This is a genomic window from Candidatus Omnitrophota bacterium (assembly GCA_041649175.1).
In the GTDB taxonomy this organism is placed as follows: Bacteria; Omnitrophota; Gorgyraeia; order Zapsychrales; family JBAZNR01; genus JBAZNR01.
In genome coordinates this window covers 42,438-63,157 of sequence record JBAZNR010000003.1, presented here as the reverse complement: position 1 = coordinate 63,157, position 20,720 = coordinate 42,438, and the positions used below count along the sequence as shown (strand labels likewise).

The 20,720-nt window shown below is 44.5% G+C and carries 26 protein-coding genes; all 26 read right to left on the bottom strand.

Features of this window, described 5'->3' with window-relative positions:
- Position 1 precedes the first annotated feature (1 nt).
- The 26 genes from rpsH to rplK all read right to left on the bottom strand — a co-directional run bounded on the left by rpsH (position 2) and on the right by rplK (position 20,720).
- Positions 2–400, bottom strand: a complete 399-nt coding sequence (gene rpsH, locus WC676_07315) for a 30S ribosomal protein S8 (GenBank protein ID MFA5060417.1) — start codon at positions 398–400, stop codon at positions 2–4.
- 24 nt (positions 401–424) lie between these two features.
- A complete protein-coding gene (locus WC676_07310) occupies positions 425–610 on the bottom strand; it encodes a type Z 30S ribosomal protein S14 (GenBank protein MFA5060416.1) in 186 nt (61 codons plus the stop codon).
- Positions 611–628: 18 nt separating this feature from the next.
- Entirely contained in the window at positions 629–1,171 is a 543-nt protein-coding gene (gene rplE, locus WC676_07305; protein ID MFA5060415.1) for a 50S ribosomal protein L5, read from the bottom strand.
- A 1-nt stretch (position 1,172) separates the two neighbouring features.
- Entirely contained in the window at positions 1,173–1,484 is a 312-nt protein-coding gene (gene rplX, locus WC676_07300) for a 50S ribosomal protein L24 (GenBank protein MFA5060414.1), read from the bottom strand.
- Between the two features lies 1 nt (position 1,485).
- Positions 1,486–1,854, bottom strand: coding sequence for a 50S ribosomal protein L14 (rplN, locus tag WC676_07295; protein MFA5060413.1), 369 nt, complete (start codon positions 1,852–1,854; stop codon positions 1,486–1,488).
- Between the two features lie 3 nt (positions 1,855–1,857).
- Positions 1,858–2,121 carry a 30S ribosomal protein S17 gene (gene rpsQ, locus WC676_07290; protein MFA5060412.1) on the bottom strand — a complete coding sequence of 88 codons (264 nt, stop codon included), beginning with the start codon at positions 2,119–2,121 and terminating at the stop codon, positions 1,858–1,860.
- A complete protein-coding gene (gene rpmC / locus WC676_07285; protein MFA5060411.1) occupies positions 2,118–2,327 on the bottom strand; it encodes a 50S ribosomal protein L29 in 210 nt (69 codons plus the stop codon). The genes rpsQ and rpmC overlap by 4 nt, the downstream gene beginning before the upstream one ends.
- A gap of 15 nt (positions 2,328–2,342) precedes the next feature.
- Positions 2,343–2,762 carry a 50S ribosomal protein L16 gene (gene rplP / locus WC676_07280; protein MFA5060410.1) on the bottom strand — a complete coding sequence of 140 codons (420 nt, stop codon included), beginning with the start codon at positions 2,760–2,762 and terminating at the stop codon, positions 2,343–2,345.
- A 5-nt stretch (positions 2,763–2,767) separates the two neighbouring features.
- A complete protein-coding gene (gene rpsC, locus WC676_07275; GenBank protein ID MFA5060409.1) occupies positions 2,768–3,466 on the bottom strand; it encodes a 30S ribosomal protein S3 in 699 nt (232 codons plus the stop codon).
- Positions 3,467–3,484: 18 nt separating this feature from the next.
- Complete coding sequence (rplV, locus tag WC676_07270) at positions 3,485–3,823, bottom strand: 50S ribosomal protein L22 (GenBank protein ID MFA5060408.1); 339 nt, start codon at positions 3,821–3,823, stop codon at positions 3,485–3,487.
- Positions 3,820–4,107: a 30S ribosomal protein S19 gene (rpsS, locus tag WC676_07265; GenBank protein MFA5060407.1), complete on the bottom strand. Its 288-nt coding sequence runs from the start codon at positions 4,105–4,107 to the stop codon at positions 3,820–3,822. Before rpsS ends, rplV begins: the two co-directional genes overlap by 4 nt.
- A gap of 1 nt (position 4,108) precedes the next feature.
- On the bottom strand, positions 4,109–4,945 hold the full coding sequence (rplB, locus tag WC676_07260; protein MFA5060406.1) for a 50S ribosomal protein L2: 837 nt from the start codon (positions 4,943–4,945) through the stop codon (positions 4,109–4,111).
- A gap of 4 nt (positions 4,946–4,949) precedes the next feature.
- The gene (gene rplW / locus WC676_07255) at positions 4,950–5,228 is read right to left on the bottom strand and encodes a 50S ribosomal protein L23 (protein MFA5060405.1); all 279 of its coding nucleotides are present in this window, start codon (positions 5,226–5,228) and stop codon (positions 4,950–4,952) included.
- A complete protein-coding gene (rplD, locus tag WC676_07250) occupies positions 5,225–5,848 on the bottom strand; it encodes a 50S ribosomal protein L4 (GenBank protein ID MFA5060404.1) in 624 nt (207 codons plus the stop codon). Before rplD ends, rplW begins: the two co-directional genes overlap by 4 nt.
- Before the next feature lies 1 nt (position 5,849).
- Complete coding sequence (gene rplC, locus WC676_07245) at positions 5,850–6,560, bottom strand: 50S ribosomal protein L3 (GenBank protein MFA5060403.1); 711 nt, start codon at positions 6,558–6,560, stop codon at positions 5,850–5,852.
- A gap of 8 nt (positions 6,561–6,568) precedes the next feature.
- Positions 6,569–6,871: a 30S ribosomal protein S10 gene (gene rpsJ, locus WC676_07240; GenBank protein MFA5060402.1), complete on the bottom strand. Its 303-nt coding sequence runs from the start codon at positions 6,869–6,871 to the stop codon at positions 6,569–6,571.
- Positions 6,872–6,875: 4 nt separating this feature from the next.
- Positions 6,876–8,069 (bottom strand): elongation factor Tu, encoded by a 1,194-nt coding sequence (tuf, locus tag WC676_07235; GenBank protein MFA5060401.1) that lies wholly within the window; start codon positions 8,067–8,069, stop codon positions 6,876–6,878.
- Positions 8,070–8,108: 39 nt separating this feature from the next.
- A complete protein-coding gene (fusA, locus tag WC676_07230) occupies positions 8,109–10,211 on the bottom strand; it encodes an elongation factor G (protein MFA5060400.1) in 2,103 nt (700 codons plus the stop codon).
- A gap of 4 nt (positions 10,212–10,215) precedes the next feature.
- Positions 10,216–10,686, bottom strand: coding sequence for a 30S ribosomal protein S7 (rpsG, locus tag WC676_07225; GenBank protein ID MFA5060399.1), 471 nt, complete (start codon positions 10,684–10,686; stop codon positions 10,216–10,218).
- On the bottom strand, positions 10,686–11,057 hold the full coding sequence (rpsL, locus tag WC676_07220) for a 30S ribosomal protein S12 (protein MFA5060398.1): 372 nt from the start codon (positions 11,055–11,057) through the stop codon (positions 10,686–10,688). Before rpsL ends, rpsG begins: the two co-directional genes overlap by 1 nt.
- Positions 10,999–15,117, bottom strand: a complete 4,119-nt coding sequence (gene rpoC / locus WC676_07215; GenBank protein MFA5060397.1) for a DNA-directed RNA polymerase subunit beta' — start codon at positions 15,115–15,117, stop codon at positions 10,999–11,001. The genes rpsL and rpoC overlap by 59 nt, the downstream gene beginning before the upstream one ends.
- 10 nt (positions 15,118–15,127) lie before the next feature.
- Positions 15,128–18,583 carry a DNA-directed RNA polymerase subunit beta gene (gene rpoB, locus WC676_07210; GenBank protein ID MFA5060396.1) on the bottom strand — a complete coding sequence of 1,152 codons (3,456 nt, stop codon included), beginning with the start codon at positions 18,581–18,583 and terminating at the stop codon, positions 15,128–15,130.
- A 71-nt stretch (positions 18,584–18,654) separates the two neighbouring features.
- The gene (gene rplL / locus WC676_07205) at positions 18,655–19,044 is read right to left on the bottom strand and encodes a 50S ribosomal protein L7/L12 (GenBank protein MFA5060395.1); all 390 of its coding nucleotides are present in this window, start codon (positions 19,042–19,044) and stop codon (positions 18,655–18,657) included.
- Positions 19,045–19,072: 28 nt separating this feature from the next.
- On the bottom strand, positions 19,073–19,618 hold the full coding sequence (gene rplJ / locus WC676_07200; GenBank protein MFA5060394.1) for a 50S ribosomal protein L10: 546 nt from the start codon (positions 19,616–19,618) through the stop codon (positions 19,073–19,075).
- A complete protein-coding gene (rplA, locus tag WC676_07195) occupies positions 19,615–20,295 on the bottom strand; it encodes a 50S ribosomal protein L1 (protein MFA5060393.1) in 681 nt (226 codons plus the stop codon). The genes rplJ and rplA overlap by 4 nt, the downstream gene beginning before the upstream one ends.
- The gene (rplK, locus tag WC676_07190) at positions 20,295–20,720 is read right to left on the bottom strand and encodes a 50S ribosomal protein L11 (protein ID MFA5060392.1); all 426 of its coding nucleotides are present in this window, start codon (positions 20,718–20,720) and stop codon (positions 20,295–20,297) included. The genes rplA and rplK overlap by 1 nt, the downstream gene beginning before the upstream one ends.

Here is a 20,720-nt window from a genome sequence, read left to right as displayed (position 1 = left end):
TTTACCAGATTGTGCAGATGATTTCGCCGCCAATTTTTTGTTTGCGCGCTTCTCTGTCCGTCATAATACCTTTCGATGTTGAAACTACGGCAGTTCCAAGCCCGTTTAAAACACGCGGAATTTCTGTGCCCTTCGCGTAAACTCTCAAACCCGGGCGCGATATTCTTTTTAGGTCAATGATCGCCGCTTTACGGTCTTTTTCATACTTCAAATAAACTTTTAAGACGCCTTGCTTGTTATCTTTCAACAAACGAAAATCTTCGATGTAACCATCTTGCTTAAAAATGCTTAGGATTTTCTGTCCAAGGTTTGATGCCGGAATATCCACCGTTTCTTTTTTGGAGCGAACGGCATTTCTAATGTTGGTCAATAAATTACTGATCGGATCGCTTAATGACATAAACTCTTTATCCTTTTATTGTGATTACCAGCTGGCTTTTCTTACGCCGGGGATTTCGCCTCTCCAAACGAGTTCACGAAAACAAATACGGCAGACGCTGAACCGTCTCAAAAAACCTCGCGAACGGCCGCACATTAGACAACGATTGTGCTGACGGACGGGAAACTTCGGTTTTTGACGAGACTTATTAATTAATCCTTTTCTAGCCATAAGTTAAATAACTTTCCTTTAATTGCTAAACGGCATTCCCAAAAGACGTAACACTTCAAACGTATGTTCTTTGGGGCCACGGTTGAACACAAATGTAATATCCATCCCCTGCGCGTGATGAATTTTATCCGCTTCAATCTCAGGGAAAATGGTTTGCTCTTTTAAACCTAATGTATAATTTCCTTCTCGGTCAAATCCGGTCTTTGAAACTCCGTTAAAATCACGAATACGAGGAAGGGCAACGTTAACGAGCCGATCCAAATATTCATACATTTTATCTTTGCGTAAAGTAACTTTACATCCAACCGCAGCATTTTCTTTAAGCTTAAAATTAGAAATGGCTTTTTTGGCAATGCGCACGATCGGTTTTTGGCCGGTAATGGTCGCTAATTCTTCCACGGCCTTGTCCATGATCTTGATATCATCAATGGCTTCGCCCACACCCATGTTGACAACGATCTTGTCAAGGCGAGGAACCGCCATGGCATTTTTTATGCCAAACTTTTCCTGCATAGCCGGAACGATCTGCTTTAAGTAATGTTCATGTAAACGAGGTTTCATATTAAATCGCCGCTCCGCATTTTTTGCATTCACGAATTTTAGAACCATCTTTTAACGTCGCTGTCTTAAAGCGCACCGGTTTATCGCACTGCTTGCAGACCAACATGATATTAGACATATGAATTGGCGCTTCAATAGCGACAATGCCACCCTGTTGATCTTGGCGAGTTTTTCTGCGAGCTTTCTTGACAAGATTAGCCCCTTCAACAATGGCCCGCGATTGTGCCGGTAAGATCTGGATGATCTTGCCGCGTTTGCCTTTGTCTTTTCCGGAAATAACCGCTACCATATCATCTCTGCGAATACGTAACATCTTAGACAACCTCCGGCGCCAATGAAATAATTTTCATATATTCAAGATTGCGAAGCTCTCTGGCCACAGGCCCAAAAACACGCGTTCCTTTTGGATTTCCGCCGTCATCAATAATAACAACCGCATTATTATCAAATCGGACATAGGTTCCGTCGCTGCGGCGCACCGAAAATTTTGTGCGCACCACAACGGCCTTGACCACTTCGCCTTTTTTAACGGCAGCTTCCGGAGCGGCTTCTTTAATGTTAATGCGGATCACATCGCCGATCTTGGCCGTAAATTTTCCCTTCTTATTTAACGTCCCGATCATGGACCCTTTTCGAGCGCCCGTATTATCCGCAACATCAACAATGCTTTTTAGAAAAATCATGGCTTAATTAGTTTTGTTGTTAACGATTTCTGTTACGACCCAGCGCTTTTCTTTGGAAAGCGGACGTGTTTCCATAATGGTAACCGTGTCGCCTGTTTTTGAAGCATTCTTCTCGTCATGCGCCTTGAATTTAACAGTTCTCTTCATGGGTTTACCATACATCGCATGCTTGGATGTCCAACGAATTTGAACCACGCGGGTTTTATTCATTTTGTCGCTAAGAACCGTACCGACAAGAAATTTTCTTTCATTGCTGCGTTCTGTCATTTCGTCTCGCTTTGTTTTTTCAATTCTTTTTCTTTGATAATTGTTTTGATCCGAGCAATGTCACGGCGAATAACCTTGTAACGCCCTGACTTTTCTAAGCTTCCCACTTGACGCTGAAAATTTAGGTCAAATAGATCTTTCTTTAACGTCTTTTCCTTTTGGATCAGATCGTCAACATTCAAATCTCTTAGTTCTTTTGTTTTCATTATTTAAGCTCTTTTTTAATGCGCCGCGCCGCGCGTAATAAATTTTGTTCTGACCGGTAATTTAAAAGCCACTAAGCGAAAAATCTGCCGGGCGAAATCTTCCGGAACACCGCTCATCTCAAAAAGGATCATTCCACGTTTAACGACCGCGACCCAATGGCTTAAATCCCCTTTTCCCTTACCCATGCGGGTTTCCGCAGGTTTTTTGGTAACAGATTTATGCGGGAATATCTTGATCCAAAGCTTTCCTGCGCCGTGAGATTTTCTGGCAACAACAACACGCACAGCTTCGATAATATTATTACGAATAATTCCGTTCTCAAGTGTTTTAAGGCCGAATTCTCCGAAGGTGAGCTCGCTACCGCGAATAGCTAGCCCACGGATCTTTCCGCGCTGGGACTTGCGATACTTAACTTTTCTTGGCATGATCGCCATGTTATTTACTCTCCCTTTTCCTTAACGGCTTCTTCGGTAACAACCGCTTTTGCCGCAACCGGAACTTTCTTGCTTTCCTGCATAACGTCGCCTTTATAAACCCAGGCTTTGATCCCTAAAATACCATAAGTCGTCATGGCTTCCGCAAATCCATAATCGATATCGGCGCGAAATGTTTGTAGCGGAAGTTTTCCGACTTTGTATGTTTCTCGGCGAGACATTTCGGCTCCGCCTAAACGCCCTGAGCAGCTGATCTTAATTCCTAACGCTCCGGACGTCATCGCTTGCTCAATTGACCGCTTCATAGCGCGACGAAACGCAACGCGTTTTTCCAATTGAAAAGCAACATTTTGAGCGACCAACTGCGCATCAATAGCCGGATTTTTGATTTCTTCGATTTCGATCGTAACTTCTCGGGGAGTCACTTTGGCTAATTCTAATTTTAATTTATCAATATCAGCGCCGCGGCGGCCGATGATGATCCCGGGGCGTGCCGAACAGATCCGAATCTTGACCTGGCTGGCTAATCGCTCGATAATGACCGTAGAAATCGCTGCCTGCTCAAAACGCTTCTTGATAAATCGTCGGATCTTATCGTCTTCTAAGACATTTTTGCAGAATTCTTTTTTATCCGCAAACCAAAGACTTCTCCAATTCTTGATATATCCGATCCTTAATACTAATGGACTTACTTTTTGTCCCACAAATAACTCCTTACTTGATTACGATTTTACCTTCACGTCTAATTCAATGACTAAATGCGTTGTTCGTTTCAAAATGGGTGATCCCCGTCCGAACGCCGCCGCCTTCGAACGTTTCCACATTGGGCCTTTATCGGCAACGATTTTAGAAATGAACAGCTGATCTTCGCTTAAGCCTTTTTGTTTGGCATTGCTCAGCGCCGAATTAAGAAGCTTCTTGATCGTCTCCGCCGGTCGTTTAGGCGTATGCTCCAAAAGAACTAAGGAAGGCACAACATCTTTTCCGCGGACAAGGTCAATAACTTGCTTAACTTTAAGCGGAGAGAGTCGAATAAATTTTGCTTTAGCTTGAGCGATCATGTTTTATCCGCAGCCTTTTTAGCTTTAACGCCGCCGTGTTTTCTAAATGTTCTCGTCGGAGCAAATTCACCAAATTTATGCCCCACCATATTTTCCGTGATAAAAACCGGAACGTGCTTACGGCCGTCGTGAATGGCAACCGTATAGCCGACAAAATCCGGCAAAACTGTGGATTCTCTCGACCATGTCTTGATCGGCTGTTTTTGCCCCGTGCGCTGCATTTTTTCAAGTTTCTTTAAAAGATGTTCCGCAATATACGGACCTTTTCGGATCGAACGTGACATATTATTTTGATCTTCTCTTTACGATTAAAAAGTTAGAATACTTTCGCTTCTTCCTTGTTTTATATCCTTTGGTTGGTTTGCCCCAAGGAGTAACAGGATGCGGATTACCCTGCGGAGACTTACCTTCACCACCACCGTGCGGATGATCATGCGGATTCTGGACAACGCCGCGTACGTGGCCGCGATGGCCTAACCAGCGTGAGCGGCCCGCTTTTCCGACGGATAAAGATTCGTGCTCAACATTACTTAATTGCCCGACTGTTGCCCGGCAATTGACTCGGATCATGCGAACTTCGCTAGATGGAAGGCGAATATGAGCAAAATCCCCTTCTTTACCGATGATCTGAGCCGAAGTTCCCGCCGAACGGACGATTTGTCCGCCTTTGCCGGGTGATAATTCAACATTATGAATAGCTGTTCCTAAAGGAATACGGCTGATAGGAAGACAATTTCCCGGACGAATTTCAGCATCCATGTCGCGCGTACTAATGACTTCATCACCTGTTCTTAGCTCTAAAGGAGCAAGAATGTACGCCTTTACGCCGTCCGCGTATTGAATAAGCGCAATGCGCGAAGAACGGTTAGGATCATATTCAATCGCAATAACTTTTGCCGGACTATCAATGCGGTCACGCTTAAAATCAACCAACCGATACATTCTCTTGTGTCCGCCGCCGCGAAATCTCAAGGTCACACGGCCCCGATTATTGCGTCCGCCGCTCTTACTTAAAGGAGCAAGCAAAGCCTTTTCAGGATAGCCTTTAGTGATCTCCGCAAAATCGGCGATCGTTGTGTGGCGTAATGAATTTGTTGTCGGTTTAAATCTCTTAATACCCATAGGTTTATGTCGTTTCTATCTTTTGGCCTTCTTTAAGCGTCACAATGGCTTTCTTCCAATCCGGTGTACGGCCAAGCTGCTGGCGGACTCTTTTTTCTTTTCCCGTCACTAAAACTGTATTCACGTCTTGGACTTTAACTTTATATAATTCTTCAACGGCTCTTTTAATATCAATTTTAGTTGCCGACTTGGACACATGAAAAAGATATTTTCTTTCAGGCTCTAGAAAAGTCCCTTTTTCCGTACGGATCAATGTTTCGATAATATCGTAGCTTGATTTCATTTAATTCTCTTAAGCAAGACCTTTAGTGCTGCTTTTGTAATTAAAAGTTTCTTATTGCGCAAAATATCATAAGCCGTCACATCATCCGCGCGCATCAGATTAAAAAACGGAATATTGCGCGACACTTTAGAAATATCACTATCGCTTTTATCTAAAAGCGCTAAAACTTTTCCTTGCAAATTAAATCCCTTTAACGTCTTTGCAAAATCTTTTGTTTTAGCTGTTGTCGCCGCTAGATGATCCACGCAATACAGATCATTGGTGATAAATTTGGCGTTAAGCGTTTCACGCAAAGCCGCAATCCGCACTTTTTTCGGAACACTGTAACCAAAATCTCTGGGATGCGGGCCAAACACAACACCGCCGCCTTTACGAATTGGGGAGCGTAGATCGCCGGCACGGGCGTTGCCTGTTCCTTTTTGACGAAAAAGTTTTTTACCGCTTCCTTCAACAGAGCCGCGTTCTTTAGTAGACGCATTTCCCTGCCGCAATGACGCTTGATACATCACAACCGCTTGGTGAATGATGTGATCATTAACGCGTTTTGAAAAAACCGCTTCAGCAACGTCGATCTCTTCGACTTTCTTACCATGATTGTCATAAACAGGAACGGACGGCATCTTATTTTCCCTTAGCCTTTGCTTTACTTTCCTTCATCGGGTTCTTCTTCGATGAACGAACATTGCCACGCTTGCTTTCATCTAAAGAACGGAAGGCTTTCTTGCGAGATTTATTAATGGATAAATAGCTGTGGCGATGACCGGGAACAGCGCCTTTTAAAACGAGAAGGTTATGTTCACTATCTACTTGCATAACACGCAAACTTTGAACAGTCACGGTCGCGGCACCCATATGTCCGGGCATATGATGCCCTTTCCATATACGTGATGGTTCGCTGCTGGAGCCAATAGAGCCAACCCGGCGATGATGCATAGAACCGTGTGTCTCAGGGCCGCCGGACCAATTCCAACGCTTCATACCGCCCTGAAAACCTTTCCCGATCGAAATACCCGTCACATCAACATATTCACCCGGTTTGAACAGATCAACCTTGATCTCTTGGCCGAGTTTATAATCTTTATTGTCACTTGAACGAAACTCTTTGATAATGCGAAGCGGTTGAACGCCGACTTTCTTAAATAATCCCAGGCGCGGTTTGCTGGCTCTGGATTCCTTGACCAAGTCAAAGCCAATTCTCACCTTTAATGGCGCGTCTTGAAGGCCCAAAATAAAACAAGGACCCGTTTCGACAACGGTAACCGGGACAATATCTCCCTCTTTGTCGAAAACTTGAGTCATGCCAACTTTTTTTCCTAATAAACCGCTTATCATTTTATGTCCTATTGTTTTATTTCAACATCAACGCCTGCTGGTAAATTCAGCTTCCGCAATGCCTCAACTGTTTTTGCCGTTGGCTCAATGAGATCAATCAAGCGCTTATGCGTCGTTAACTTAAATTGTTCTCGTGACTTTTTATCAATGACCGGAGAACGCAAAACCGTATACAACTCTTTTTTAGTCGGTAGGGGGATTGGTCCCGACACTTTTGCGCCCGTGCGCAGAGCCGTATCGACGATCTCTTGGGTCGACTGATCAATGAGTCTATGGTCGTAAGCCTTCAGCTTTATGCGGATTTTTTGCATGATGTTATTTAATGATCTCTGAGATAACTCCTGCGCCGACGGTACGTCCACCTTCGCGAATAGCGAAACGTGATTCTTTTTCCATGGCAACCGGAGAAATAAGTTCAACTTCGAGCATAACATTATCACCAGGCATACACATTTCAACGCCTGCAGGTAATTCGGCGGCGCCGGTTACGTCGGTCGTTCTAAAATAGAATTGCGGACGATAACCTTTGAAAAACGGCGTATGGCGACCGCCCTCTTCCTTGGTTAAAACGTAAACCTGGGCTTTAAACTTGGTATGAGGCGTAATAGAACCTGGCTTGGCTAAAACCATGCCTCGTTCCATGGAGTCTTTATCCATACCGCGCAAAAGTAAACCTAGGTTGTCGCCGGCTTGACCTTGTTCCAATTCTTTGCGGAACATTTCAACGCCTGTAACAACCGTTTTACCGACGGCAGGACGAAGACCAACCACGTCAACTTCTTCGCCAACTTTGACGACGCCTTTTTCAACACGGCCTGTGGCAACTGTTCCGCGGCCGGAAATCGAGAAGACGTCTTCGACGGCCATCAAGAACGGTTTATCCAAATCGCGTACCGGTGTTGGAATAAATTCATCAACAGCCTTCATAAGATCAAGAATAGGCTTGGTTTTCTCTGCATTATCGATGTGATTCATGGCCTCAAGAGCGCTTCCTCTAATAATAGGCGTCTTGTCCCCGGGGAACTTATATTTGGTCAAAAGGTCTCTGATCTCGAGTTCAACCAAATCTAAGAGTTCTTTGTCCTCAACTTGATCGCATTTGTTCATGAACACAACGACCTGAGGAACATTAACCTGGCGAGCTAAAAGAATATGCTCTCTGGTTTGAGGCATCGGGCCGTCAGCGGCAGAAACGACCAAGATCGCTCCGTCCATCTGGGCAGCACCGGTGATCATGTTTTTAATATAATCGGCGTGTCCTGGGCAGTCGATGTGAGCATAATGCCGATTGGTTGTTTCATATTCAATGTGCGAAATATTGATCGTAACGCCACGCTCTTTTTCTTCAGGAGCATTGTCGATCGTATCATACGCACGAGCTTGGGCTAAACCTTGCTTGCTTAAGACAAGCGTAATGGCCGCGCTCAATGTCGTCTTACCATGATCAACGTGACCAATGGTCCCGATATTTAAGTGCGGTTTATTTCTTACAAACTTTTCTTTTGCCATAACCCCATCCCCCTTTTTTTATTTTTCCCTAATTTTCAATTATTTTTTTTCAGCAGTAGCTTCTTTTTTGCCGATAATTTTTTCGGCTACGTGATGCGGAACCTCGGCATAAAATGCCGGCTCCATAGAAAACGTCGCGCGCCCTTGCGATAAAGAACGCAGTGCGTTCGCGTAATTGAACATCTCCGCCAAAGGCGTTTCGCAACGAGCGGTCTTTAATTTACCGCGTGTTCCCATGGCAATGATCTTGGCGCGGCGCGTATTTAAATCACCGATGACCGATCCCATGAAATCTTCCGGAACAGTAACCTCTAGATCCATAATTGGCTCTAAGAATATTGATTTGCCCTTTTGAAGCGCTTCTTGTAAAGCATATTTTGCCGCCAATTGGAACGCCAATTCGCTGGAATCAACTTCGTGATAAGAACCATCCACTAAGGTAACGATCAGATCGGTCACCGGATAGCCGGCTAAAATTCCTGACAAAGCGGCATTACGAATTCCCTGCTCAACCGGCTTAATATATTCGCGAGGAATTGATCCGCCTCTGATCTTATCAACAAAAATGACACCCTTGCCGCGCTCTTCGGCAGGAGAAACATCAATAATAACATGACCGTATTGACCGCGGCCGCCGGATTGTGAAATAAATTTTCCTGTTACGCCGCTGACCTTATTCGTAATCGTTTCTTTATAGGCAACCTGCGGGCGGCCCACATTGGTATCTAATCCAAATTCGCGTTTCATGCGGTCAATGATGATTTCCAAATGAAGTTCACCCATTCCAGAAATGATCGTTTCCGCTGTTTCATGGTCATATTGAACTCGCAATGAGGGATCTTCGTCGGTAAACTTTCTTAGCGTCATACCCATCTTGTCCTGATCCGCTTTTGTTTTTGGTTCAATGGCCATGGACACAACAGGTTCAGGAATACGCATATTTTCAAGAACAACAGGATGAGCCGCATCGCAAATGGTATCACCGGATTTTGCTTCTTTTAACCCGACCAAAGCAACGATCTCCCCGGCTGACGCATCATTAATAATTTCCTGCTTATTAGCGCGCATCAACAACATCTTGGCAATTCTTTCTTTAACTTTTTGTGACGAATTATAAATGGTCGAACCGGAAACAAGTTTCCCGGAATAAATACGCGTATAATATAATTTTCCGACGTAAGGATCGAGGGCGATCTTAAACACAAGCCCGCAAAACGGTGTTTTAGGGTCGGTATTTCTTTCTACGGCTTCATCATTATCGGGATTAATTCCTTTAACAGGAGGGACATCGAGAGGTGAAGGCAGGTAATCGCAGGCGGCATCAATGACCATCTGGACACCTTTGTTCTTAAGGGACGATCCGCAAAGGATCGGGACAAATTCATTTTTTAGCGTGGTACGCCTAATGGCTTCGTTAATATCTTGAATGGAGACTGGTTTTTCGTTAACAAAATTTTCCATGATCTTATCATCAACTTCGGCTAATTTTTCTATTAGCTTGTGGCGAAATTCCTTCGTCTTTTCTTTATAGTCTTCCGGAATTTCTTTAAGAACAAATTCATCTCCGTCTTCGCTCGTATACACAATTAGCTTCTCATTGACCAGATCAATAATGCCGCCAAAATTTTCGGCAAATCCCATTGGGATCTGGATAGGAGACGCATGGGCACCAAGCCGATCATCAATCTGCGTTAAAACATTTTCAAAATTAGCGCCCATTCTATCCATTTTGTTGATGAACATAATGCGCGGAACTTTATAACGGTCAGCCTGACGCCAAACTGTTTCGGTTTGAGGCTGGACACCACTTGTGGCGCATAAAACAACGACCGCGCCGTCCAAAACTTTTAAGGACCGTTCGACTTCAATTGTAAAATCAACGTGGCCAGGAGTATCAATAATATTAATACGGAAATCTTTCCAGTAAACGGTTGTATTGGCGGATGTGATGGTAATGCCTCGTTCCTGCTCTTGGGGCATCCAATCCATCGTAGTCGTGCCTTCATCAATATCACCGATCTTATGGATCATACCGGTATAATAAAGGATGCGTTCCGTGGTCGTGGTTTTTCCGGCGTCAATATGGGCAATAATGCCGATATTGCGCGTTTTATTTAAAGGAATGTTTGCGATAGTTGCCATAAAATTACCACCGAAGATGAGCAAAGGCCTTGTTGGCTTCTGCCATCTTATGTGTCTCATCTCGTTTTTTAATTGCCGGGCCTTCACCTTTATAAGCCGCCAAAAGTTCTTCAGATAACTTGATCATCATGGGCTTGCCCTTTTTCGCTCTGGAGAAATCTCTTAGCCAGCGCATAGCAATTGAGTTTCCGCGTTGCGATGTGACTTCCACCGGAATTTGGTATGTTGCCCCGCCCACTCTTCTGGGCTTCAACTCCAGTCGCGGACGAACATTATCGATCGCCTTGTTGAAGATCTTTAATGCATCCGTTTCGGAAGTTTTTTGTTTTAAGATCTCAAAAGCCCCATAAACAATTTTCTCGGCTAAGGATTTCTTTCCTTCGACCATTAAGGTATTAACAAATTTTGCGACCAAAATACTGTTATATTTTGGATCTGGGATCGCTTCTCTTTTTTCAGCAGCTCGTCTACGCATTATTTAGAGGCCTTTGCACCGTATTTTGAACGTGATTTTTTTCTATTTTGTACACCGGCCGTGTCAAGCGTCCCACGGACAGTATGATAACGAACACCTGGTAAATCTTTAACGCGCCCGCCCCTAACTAAAACAATTGAATGTTCCTGAAGATTGTGCCCTTCTCCCGGAATATACGACGTCACTTCCACCCCATTGGAAAGACGAACTCTGGCGATCTTACGTAACGCCGAATTCGGTTTTTTAGGCGTCATCGTTTTCACCTGTAAACATACACCACGCCGTTGCGGGCAATTGGTGAGAGCCGGTGACTTACTCTTTTTCTTCTTGAGGTTTCTGCTCTTTCGTATCAGCTGCGCTATCGTTGGCATGTTTTACTATCTCCACATCATGATGTCGGTAGAACCCTGTCCCCGCAGGGATCAAATGGCCTACAATGACATTTTCTTTGAGCCCGCGTAAGAGGTCAGTTTTACCAGAAGCAGCGGCTTCTGTCAAGACTCTTGTTGTTTCTTGGAAGCTGGCCGCGGAAATGAAACTTTCCGTCGTCAACGACACCTTTGTGATCCCTAATAATAGCGGTGTTGCCGAAGCGGGTTTTCCTTTTTCTTTTAAGACTTTTTCATTTGCCCTTTTGAATAATACGCGATCGATCTGTTGGCCCACTAAAAACGGCGTGTCGCCGCCATCATCAATGCGTACTTTTTTAAGCATTTGAGAAATAATAAGTTCGAGATGTTTATCATTAATGCGCACGCCCTGAAGACGATAAACTTCTTGAACTTCATTCAATAAATATTCTTGCAAAACTTTATCACCGCAGACTCTTAAAATATCTTGCGGAACAACCGGCCCTTCCGTCAATTGTTGCCCGGCAAAAACACGGTCACCTTTATAAACGGTAGGATGTTTTCCGTGAGGAATTGTGTAATCTTTACTCATCCCGGTCGTGCTGCGAACAACGATAGTACGTAAGCCTTTTTTATCTTCGCCGAATTCCACAAAGCCGTCGATCTCACTGATAACTGCCGGATCTTTCGGGCGTCTGGCTTCGAACAATTCCGCAACGCGAGGAAGACCTCCGGTAATATCGCGTGTCTTACCAACACCGCGCGGGATCTTGGCCAACAACTCTCCGCCGTTTACGGTCTGATTATCTTTAACCAAAATATGAGCGCCGACCGGAATGGAATAAATCCCTAAAACTTCTTTTTTCTCGTCGGTAACAATGATCTGCGGATGAAAATCTTGTTTATGCTCGACCACAACGCATTCTGTGATCCCGGTCACCGGATTTTGTTCCTGGCGAACCGTCACGTCATCTTTGATGTCTTCAAAATTCACAACACCTCTGACTTCCGTGATGATCGGAATCGTATAAGGATCCCAGCTAACGAAGATAATACCCTTGCCGATTTTTCCGCCGTCTTCCACCGTAATGGTAGCACCTTGAGGAAGTTGATGGCGTTCAAATTCGCGGCCGAATTCATCATTGATGCTGATCGATCCGTTCCGGTTCAAAACAACAAATTCTTTTCCTTTTTGGACAACGCGTAATTTGTGATATTTAATGAGACCTTCGCTCTTTGAGCGAATATAAGATTGCTCGATCGCACGGCTCGCCGTACCACCGATATGGAAAGTTCTCATGGTCAACTGCGTACCGGGTTCACCGATACTTTGCGCGGCAATAATTCCAACCGCTTCCCCAATTTCCACAAGTCTTTGCGTTGCTAAATTGCGCCCGTAACATTTAACGCAAAGGCCACGCTCAGATTCGCAAGTCAAAACACTGCGGATGCGCACTTTTTCCATGCCAAGCTGTTCGATGACTTCCGCTTTATCTTCGGAAATTTGTTCGCCGGCTTCGACGATCAGCTGATCCGTAATAACATCCACGATATTATCTAAAGCAACGCGGCCAACGATTCTTTCTTTTAAGCTAACGACAACTTCGTCTCCTTCAATAATGGCAGAAACGGTAATACCGTTAACAGTGCCGCAATCAATTTCGGAAATAACAATTTCTTGAGCAACGTCAACCAATCGGCGTGTCAAGTAACCGGCATCCGCGGTTTTTAAAGCCGTATCAGCCAAACCTTTTCGCGCACCGTGTGTTGAAATAAAATATTCCAAAACTGTTAAGCCTTCACGGAAACTGGCCGTGATCGGATTTTCGATGATCTCACCCGACGGTTTCGCCATAAGTCCGCGCATACCGGAAAGCTGACGCACCTGAAGACGCGACCCGCGCGCTCCGGAATCCGCCATAATAAAAACCGGATTAAAAGGATCCATTTCTTTGAAAACGAGATCTGACAATGATTCAGTCGCATGCGTCCAAACGTCAATGATCTTATTGTAGCGTTCACGTTCGGTAATAATACCTTTGCGATATTGATCTTCCACCTTGCCGACTTCTTGCTTCGCTGATTTGATCGCATCTTCTTTTTCTTTAGGAATAAGCAGATCAGCAATGCCGATCGAAATACCGCCGAGCGTGGCCCATTTAAAACCGATATCTTTCAGGGCATCCAAAAGAACAACAGTTCTGTGCTGTGCAAAGCGTTTATAGCAATCGGAAATGATAGCACCGACTCTCTTTTTATTTAATGTTTCATTCACATAACCAAAACCTTCCGGCAGGATTTCATTAAGCATAACTCGCCCGACGGTTGTCTCGATAATAGGAATATGCTGATGGACCTCTTCGGATTTTTTCTTGTCGTCTTTTTTTCCGGATTCTTCCTGAGGAATGACTAAAGAAGGCTTCTCATCTCCCCAAACATGCCCTTTTAATTTAAGTTTAATGCGCGTATGCAAATCAATGAGCCCGTCATTATTCGCGATCAGAACTTCTTGGGCATTAGAAAATAATTTTCCTTCCGAATTTCCGCCGGCTTTATCCTTTGTAAGATAATAAAGCCCCAAAATAACATCTTGTGTTGGAGCGATGACCGGACGGCCGTCGGCTGGAGAGAAAATATTATTAACGGAAAGCAGCTCAATACGGCACTCGATCTGCGCTTCCAAAGATAAAGGAACGTGCACGGCCATTTGGTCTCCGTCAAAGTCCGCGTTAAAAGCCGCGCAAACTAATGGATGGAGCTTGATAGCCTTTCCTTCGACTAAAAGCGGCTGGAATGCCTGAACGCTTAAACGATGCAATGTCGGAGCACGGTTGAGCATCACAGGATGATCTTTGATAACTTCATCTAAGATATCCCATACTTCGATCTTGGCGCGTTCTACCATTCTCTTAGCACCCTTGATCGTATGGACAAAACCTTTTTCGCGTAATTTACGGATAATGAATGGTTCAAAAAGTTCCAGAGCCATCTTTTTAGGAAGCCCGCATTGATGCAATTTCAATTCCGGTCCGACGACGATAACAGAACGTCCGGAATAATCCACGCGTTTACCTAAAAGATTCATACGGAATCTTCCCTGCTTACCCTTTAACATATCTGATAAAGATTTTAAGGGACGATTTCCGGAACCAAGCACCGGACGTCCGTGACGGCCATTATCTAAAAGCGCGTCAACGGCTTCCTGCAGCATACGTTTTTCATTACGAATAATAATTTCCGGAGCATTCAAATCCAACAATTTCTTTAAACGATTGTTGCGATTAATGACACGGCGATAGAGATCATTTAAGTCTGATGTGGCAAAACGCCCGCCTTCTAGAGGAACTAAAGGACGCAGGTCGGGAGGAATAACGGGAAGGACATCTAAGATCATCCACTCCGCCAAATTGCCGGAATTCTTAAATTCCTCGGCGATATTAAGCACCTTGGCGATCTTTTTGATATTCGTTCCGGTCGGATTTGCTTTTTCTAGATCTTTACGAAGTTTTTTGCAAAGAGCGCTGATATCAATTTCTCTTAAAAGATCGCGAACGGCTTCGGCGCCGATCTTCGCTTTAAAACCACCGGGATATTTTAAAAGACATTCTTGATATTTGTCCTCATTGAGTAATTCTTTTTTCTTAAGAGAAGTTCCACCGGGGTCAACAACAATATATTCTTCATAATAAATAATCTTTTCTAGGTCACGTAAGCCGACTTCGAGAAGAGCCGCCAAACGGCTTGGGACAGCTTTATAGAACCAAATGTGTGTTACCGGACACGCCAAATCAATATGGCCCATGCGTTCCCGACGGACCGATGAGCGAGTGATCGTAACGCCGCAACGATCGCAGGTAATGCCCTTGAACTTAATGCCTTTATATTTACCGCAATTACATTCCCAGTCACGAACCGGGCCAAAGATCTTTTCGCAAAAAAGCCCGTCCTTTTCCGGCTTCAAAGTTCGATAGTTAAGCGTTTCCGCTTTTTTCACTGAACCGTGGGACCAAGAGCGAATGACCTGCGGTGAGGCAATCTTAATCGTAATGCAATCGTATTCTTTCTGTCCTTCTGTCAGCATAGTTTGAGCCTTATTTTTGCTTATCTTTTTTTGCTTCGGTTTTTGATTGAGTGCTGAGATCCGTGCGGATATCCAAACACAAACCCTGCAGTTCTTTCATCAAAACGTTAAATGATTCGGGGGTCCCAGAGGTAAGTTTTTGCTCGCCTTTGACGATCGCCTCATAGATCCGGCTTCGCCCGGTAACATCATCACTTTTAACCGTTAGCATTTCTTGTAATGTATATGCCGCGCCATAAGCTTCCAGCGCCCAGACTTCCATTTCTCCGAAACGCTGTCCGCCGAAATGAGCCTTACCACCTAAGGGCTGCTGTGTAACTAATGAATACGGGCCGATGGAACGTGCGTGAATTTTCTCATCCACAAGATGATTAAGCTTCATCATATAGATGTAGCCAATGGTCACCTTTTGGTCAAACGGCATTCCTGTATAGCCGTCATAAACGGCTGTTTTACCCTCTTCAGGTAAATTGGCTTCTCTTAACAAGTCGCGAATTTCTTGTTCGGTCGCGCCGTTAAAAACAGGGGTTTCCGCATTAAATCCAAGCGCATGAGCCGCCCATCCTAAATGTGTTTCTAAAAGCTGTCCGACGTTCATACGAGACGGAACGCCTAAGGGATTTAAAATAACTTCAACCGGTGTTCCGTCGGCTAAAAACGGCATATCTTCTTCGGGTAGAATCCTGGCCACCACACCTTTGTTCCCGTGACGGCCGGCCATTTTATCACCTTCGGAAAGCTTGCGTTTTGTTGCGACATAAACAATGACTTTCTTTAAAACACCTGCGGGAAGTTCATCGCCGCGTTTAACGCGTTCAATTTCCTGGATCTCTTCTTCGGCTAATTCTTTGATCTTGTCATTAAAAAAGGCCATGGTATCCCGGGCTTCTTCGTCGCTGTTGATCTCACCGGTTTCCATTTTGGCGAATTTCTTCTTATCAACACCAAGGATCTTGCAAAGCTTTTTTTCTTTTTCATTCTCTAAGAATTCAATTTCTTGTTTGTAATATTCCTTGATCTCGCGAATAGCCGCTAATTCTTTAGTTTTATCTTCTTTGGATTTACGGCCGCGCTCGCTACGCTGAAAGATCTCAACATTAACGACCACGCCTTCAATTCCAGGAGGAAGCGTTAATGATGTGTCCCGAATATCCGCCGCCTTCTCGCCGAAGATGGCTCGCAAAAGACGCTCTTCCGGAGAAAGTTCTTTTTCACTTTTTGGCGTTACTTTTCCAACCAAGATATCCCCGGCTTTGACTTCAGCTCCGACGCGAATAATACCGTCTTCGGTCAAGTCTTTTAAAGCATCTTCGCCAACATTAGGAATATCACGGGTAATTTCTTCGTTGCCCAGGCGGGTTTCGCGGGCTTCAACTTCAAAGCGCTCGATATGAATGGAAGTAAATCTATCTTCGCGGGCTAATCTTTCATTAATGATAATAGCATCTTCAAAATTATATCCACGCCAAGGCATAAAAGCGACCAAGGCATTGCGTCCCAAAGCGATCTTTCCGTCTTTGGTGCCAATGCCATCGGCGATCGTCTGGCCGGCTTTCACATATTCGCCAAGCTCAACGATGGGCTTTTGATGAACGCATGTATTTGAATTGGAGCGTAGGAAATTCTTTAAAGGATACGTGGTTTTTCCGACAACGATCTCTTTGGCGTCAACGCGGGTTATTTTTCCGTCTTCCTTCGACACCACCACAACGCCGGAATCCTTCGCAACTTTAGCTTCCATACCGGTTCCGACATACGGAACTTCGGTACTCATGAGCGGAACAGCTTGGCGTTGCATATTTGATCCCATTAAAGCACGGTTGGCATCGTCGTGTTCCAAAAACGGAATAAGCGCCGTAGCTACCGAAACGAGCTGCTTGGGAGATACGTCCATGTAATCTACTTTTTTGGGAAGAACCCTCGGGAAATCAGTTTTATGACGGCAGGCAACGTCTTTTTCGGTGAAATTTCCGTCCTTATCAAGAATGGCGTTGGCTTGAGCAATATATTTCGTCTCGTCGACATCAGCCGTTAAATAATCAACGCGTCGTGTAACACGGCCATCTTCGACTTTTCGATAAGGAGCTTCAATAAAACCAAATTCATTGATGCGCGCGCAAGTGGTCAAAGAAGAAATTAAACCGATGTTCGGGCCTTCCGGAGTTTCAATAGGACAAACGCGGCCGTAATGGGTATGGTGAACATCGCGAACTTCGAACCCTGCTCTTTCGCGCGATAAACCGCCCGGGCCGATGGCGCTTAAACGGCGTTTGTGCGTCATTTCAGCTAAGGGATTAACCTGATCCATGAATTGTGAAAGCTGGCTGCGGGCAAAGAAATCTTGAACTTGATTTGAAAAAAGCCTTGAATTAATCAGATGATGCGCGGTCAAATTCTCAAAATTGCTCATGACAACCAAACGCTCTTTAATGGAGCGTTCCAAACGCGCTAAACCGATACGAACTTGATTTTGAACCAATTCTCCGACGGTTTTAATGCGGCGATTTCCGAGATGGTCAATATCATCGGTCGTTCCCCGCCCATCGCGTAATCCCATCAAATATCGCATAACTTCAACGACCGTCGCGATATCTAAAACACGATTATCGGGAGAAATATTCATTCCCAATTTTCGGTTGATAATGTGTCGGCCAACCTTAGTTAAGTCGTAACGTTTGGGATCAAAAAATAATCGATAAAATAATGATTCCGCTACTTCTGCCGTTGCCGGTTCGGTAGGGCGCATCTTTCGATAGAAATCTAATAAAGCCTCTTCTTTGGAAGTGGTGTGGTCTTTTTCTAAAGTATTTTTAATTTTACTAAAATCATCGCCGAACATTTTCTGCATATCTTCGGCATTGGAAAGCCCCATGATTCTTAAAATCTGGGTTGCTGGGAAATTTCTGCGGCGGTCAATGTAAGCTAAGAGGATATCGTTAAGATCGTATTTAATTTCAAACCAAGCGCCACGGGAAGGAATAATGCGCCCGTGGTAAATGCTTTTTCCGGTAGGATGCATTTCTTCTTCAAAGGAAGCACCCGGCGAACGCTGGATCTGGGCAACAACAACCCGCTCATCACCATTAATAATGAACGTCCCCGTATCCGTCATTAAAGGAAAATCGCCAAAATAAACTTCCTGCTCTTTAATGTCCACAGGAGTGACTAAGCGAAGCTTCACCTTTAACGGCGCGGAATATGTCATTCCCCGGCGCTGACACTCCAGGCAAGAATATTTTTCCTTTCCCATGGAATAGCTGACATACTCCAGACGAGTCTGGCCGTCATAACTTTCCAAAGGAAAAACTTCACGAAAAACTTCTTCTAATCCCTGGTCTTTGCGCTGGTCGGAAGCAATTTCTTTTTGCAAAAAATCTTCATATGATTTCAGCTGAACATCCAAAAGACCCGGCAATTCAAAGGTATCTTGGATTTTGCTAAAATCTTTAATTTTTCTTCTCTGCATTGATAGGAAGCCTCTTTGAAAAAAACTAAAGAATCGTGGTTAAACTATTCAAAAGTTTTTTCTAAAACGATTTACTTGAGCTCGACGGTTGCGCCAGCTTCGGTCAACTTCTTTTGAAGCTCTTGAGCCTCTTCTTTGGTAGCGCCTTCCTTGACGGTCTTCGGTGCAGCCTCAACTAAGTCTTTGGCTTCTTTTAAGCCTAAGTTTGTCGCGGCTCTAACTTCTTTGATAACACCGATCTTGTTGCTTCCGGCTGCTTTCAAAACAACATCAAATGTTGTTTTTTCTTCAACAGGAGCAGCAGCACCAGCAGCAGGAGCACCCATCATAGGACCGGCCATCATCGGAGCGGCGGCTTTAATGCCAAACTTATCTTCCAAACCCTTGACGAGCTCGGAAAGCTCCAGGACGGTTAAGCCCTCGATCGTCTTAATGACTTCATCCAATTTTGGTGAGGACATTTTTTCACTCACGGCACTTTCTGACATGTTACTTACCTCCCTTTTGTTCGCTGATTTGTTTCAATAAATACAATAAGTCTCTTGTTTTCCCGGTTAAAGCACCTGCTAATCTGTTTAACGGCGCTTGCAGTGTTGAAGCAACCATCGTCAACAAAACGATCCGCGAAGGCAAATCAGATAATCTCTTAACATCATCTTGCCCAAGCATTTTTCCTTCAAGTAAGCCGCCGCGAAGCAAAATCCCTTCACAGCTTTTTGAGAATTTCACTAAAGCCTTGGAAACTTCGACGGAATCAGCATCGCTCCAAATAAACGCTGTTTGTCCGTCGAGCTTGTCGGCTAATGTATCAAATTTAAGTTCTTTGAGCGCGCGGCGGGCAATGCTGTTTCGCGAAACATAGAGATCAGCCCCGACCCGGTGAAGATTTTTACGAAAATCATCCATCTTAGAACTGGAAACGCGGGAATAATTGACAACGAAAGTGCTTGATCTCTTTTCTAAGCCTTCCTTAATAAGGCCGGCCATCGTTTCTCGGAATAATTTTCCGACTTTTTTATCCGCAACGATGCTCATAGCGCGATCCTAACTCCAGGCCCCATGGTTGAGGCGAGATAAAGACTTTTTATGAAATTTCCCTTAACACTGGCAGGTTTCATGTGGGTAATGGCTTCGATGACACAGTTGGCATTTTCGGTAAGTTTTAATTCGGCAAAGGACCTTTTTCCGATTCCGATATGAATTCCGGCTTGCTTATCAGCCTTAAACTCAACTTTACCCGCCTTGACTTCCTTGATAGCTCGTTCAACGTCAAGCGTCACTGTCCCGGCTTTTGGGCTTGGCATAAGTCCGCGAGGTCCTAAAATTTTTCCTAATTTACTTAACTCACGCATCATATCCGGAGCGGCGATCATACAATCAAAATCTAAAAATCCTTTGGAGATCTTCTCGATAAGTTCTTCAGCACCGACGTGATCCGCGCCTAATTCCTTGGCTTTTTGCGCCGGGGCGCCTTTGCAGATAACAGCAATGCGAATAGTTTTTCCTGTTCCGTGAGGCAAAACAACTGTTCCGCGCACGTTTTGATCGGTATTTTTCACATCGATATTTAAATTAAAATGAAGCTCGATCGTTTCGTCAAATTTAACTTTCGGAGATTTCAAGAGAAGGGCAACGGCTTCTTTAAGAGGAGCGGTGGTTCCTTCCGTAATAAGCTTTTCTGCTTCTTTCATACGTTTGCTGAGTTTAACCATTATTCTTTGACCTCAATACCCATGCTTCTGGCAGTTCCCTTAACAGTGCGGATAGCCTGTTGCATATTTCCCGTGTTTAAATCTTCTATTTTTTGCTTTGCGATCTCTTCGATCTGCTTAACCGTCAACGATCCGATCTTTTCTTTTCCAGCGGTTCCAGAAGCCTTGGCTAGGTTCGCGGCACGCTTGATAAGGACCGACGTCGGCGGTGTTTTAATGATAAAATCAAATGACTTATCTTTATAAACCGTAATAACAGCCGGCAAGATCAATCCTTCACGGCCTTTTGTCTTTTCGTTAAATTGCTTACAAAACATCATAATGTTAACGCCGTGCTGGCCTAATGCGGGGCCGACAGGCGGCGCCGGATTTGCTTGCCCGGCGGGAACATAAAGCTTGATCTGTGCGACTGCTTCTTTAGCCAT

Coding starts and splice junctions, on each gene's coding strand:
- rplN (MFA5060413.1), bottom strand. CDS start 1,854: ATGATTTTTCTAAAAAGCATTGTTGATGTTGCGGATAATACGGGCGCT.
- rpsG (MFA5060399.1), bottom strand. CDS start 10,686: ATGCGTAGACGAGCTGCTGAAAAAAGAGAAGCGATCCCAGATCCAAAA.
- rplX (MFA5060414.1), bottom strand. CDS start 1,484: ATGTTACGTATTCGCAGAGATGATATGGTAGCGGTTATTTCCGGAAAA.
- rplD (MFA5060404.1), bottom strand. CDS start 5,848: ATGCCGTCCGTTCCTGTTTATGACAATCATGGTAAGAAAGTCGAAGAG.
- rpmC (MFA5060411.1), bottom strand. CDS start 2,327: ATGAAAACAAAAGAACTAAGAGATTTGAATGTTGACGATCTGATCCAA.
- rpsS (MFA5060407.1), bottom strand. CDS start 4,107: ATGTCACGTTCGATCCGAAAAGGTCCGTATATTGCGGAACATCTTTTA.
- rplP (MFA5060410.1), bottom strand. CDS start 2,762: ATGGCGATCATGCCAAGAAAAGTTAAGTATCGCAAGTCCCAGCGCGGA.
- rpoC (MFA5060397.1), bottom strand. CDS start 15,117: ATGCTGACAGAAGGACAGAAAGAATACGATTGCATTACGATTAAGATT.
- rpoB (MFA5060396.1), bottom strand. CDS start 18,583: ATGCAGAGAAGAAAAATTAAAGATTTTAGCAAAATCCAAGATACCTTT.
- rplB (MFA5060406.1), bottom strand. CDS start 4,945: ATGGGTATTAAGAGATTTAAACCGACAACAAATTCATTACGCCACACA.
- rplK (MFA5060392.1), bottom strand. CDS start 20,720: ATGGCTAAAGAAGCAGTCGCACAGATCAAGCTTTATGTTCCCGCCGGG.
- rplA (MFA5060393.1), bottom strand. CDS start 20,295: ATGGTTAAACTCAGCAAACGTATGAAAGAAGCAGAAAAGCTTATTACG.
- rplJ (MFA5060394.1), bottom strand. CDS start 19,618: ATGAGCATCGTTGCGGATAAAAAAGTCGGAAAATTATTCCGAGAAACG.
- rplW (MFA5060405.1), bottom strand. CDS start 5,228: ATGAAATCAAGCTACGATATTATCGAAACATTGATCCGTACGGAAAAA.
- rplL (MFA5060395.1), bottom strand. CDS start 19,044: ATGTCCTCACCAAAATTGGATGAAGTCATTAAGACGATCGAGGGCTTA.
- rplV (MFA5060408.1), bottom strand. CDS start 3,823: ATGATCGCTCAAGCTAAAGCAAAATTTATTCGACTCTCTCCGCTTAAA.
- tuf (MFA5060401.1), bottom strand. CDS start 8,069: ATGGCAAAAGAAAAGTTTGTAAGAAATAAACCGCACTTAAATATCGGG.
- rpsL (MFA5060398.1), bottom strand. CDS start 11,057: ATGCCAACGATAGCGCAGCTGATACGAAAGAGCAGAAACCTCAAGAAG.
- rplC (MFA5060403.1), bottom strand. CDS start 6,560: ATGATAAGCGGTTTATTAGGAAAAAAAGTTGGCATGACTCAAGTTTTC.
- rpsQ (MFA5060412.1), bottom strand. CDS start 2,121: ATGACAGAACGCAGCAATGAAAGAAAATTTCTTGTCGGTACGGTTCTT.
- rplE (MFA5060415.1), bottom strand. CDS start 1,171: ATGAAACCTCGTTTACATGAACATTACTTAAAGCAGATCGTTCCGGCT.
- fusA (MFA5060400.1), bottom strand. CDS start 10,211: ATGGCAACTATCGCAAACATTCCTTTAAATAAAACGCGCAATATCGGC.
- rpsJ (MFA5060402.1), bottom strand. CDS start 6,871: ATGCAAAAAATCCGCATAAAGCTGAAGGCTTACGACCATAGACTCATT.
- rpsH (MFA5060417.1), bottom strand. CDS start 400: ATGTCATTAAGCGATCCGATCAGTAATTTATTGACCAACATTAGAAAT.
- WC676_07310 (MFA5060416.1), bottom strand. CDS start 610: ATGGCTAGAAAAGGATTAATTAATAAGTCTCGTCAAAAACCGAAGTTT.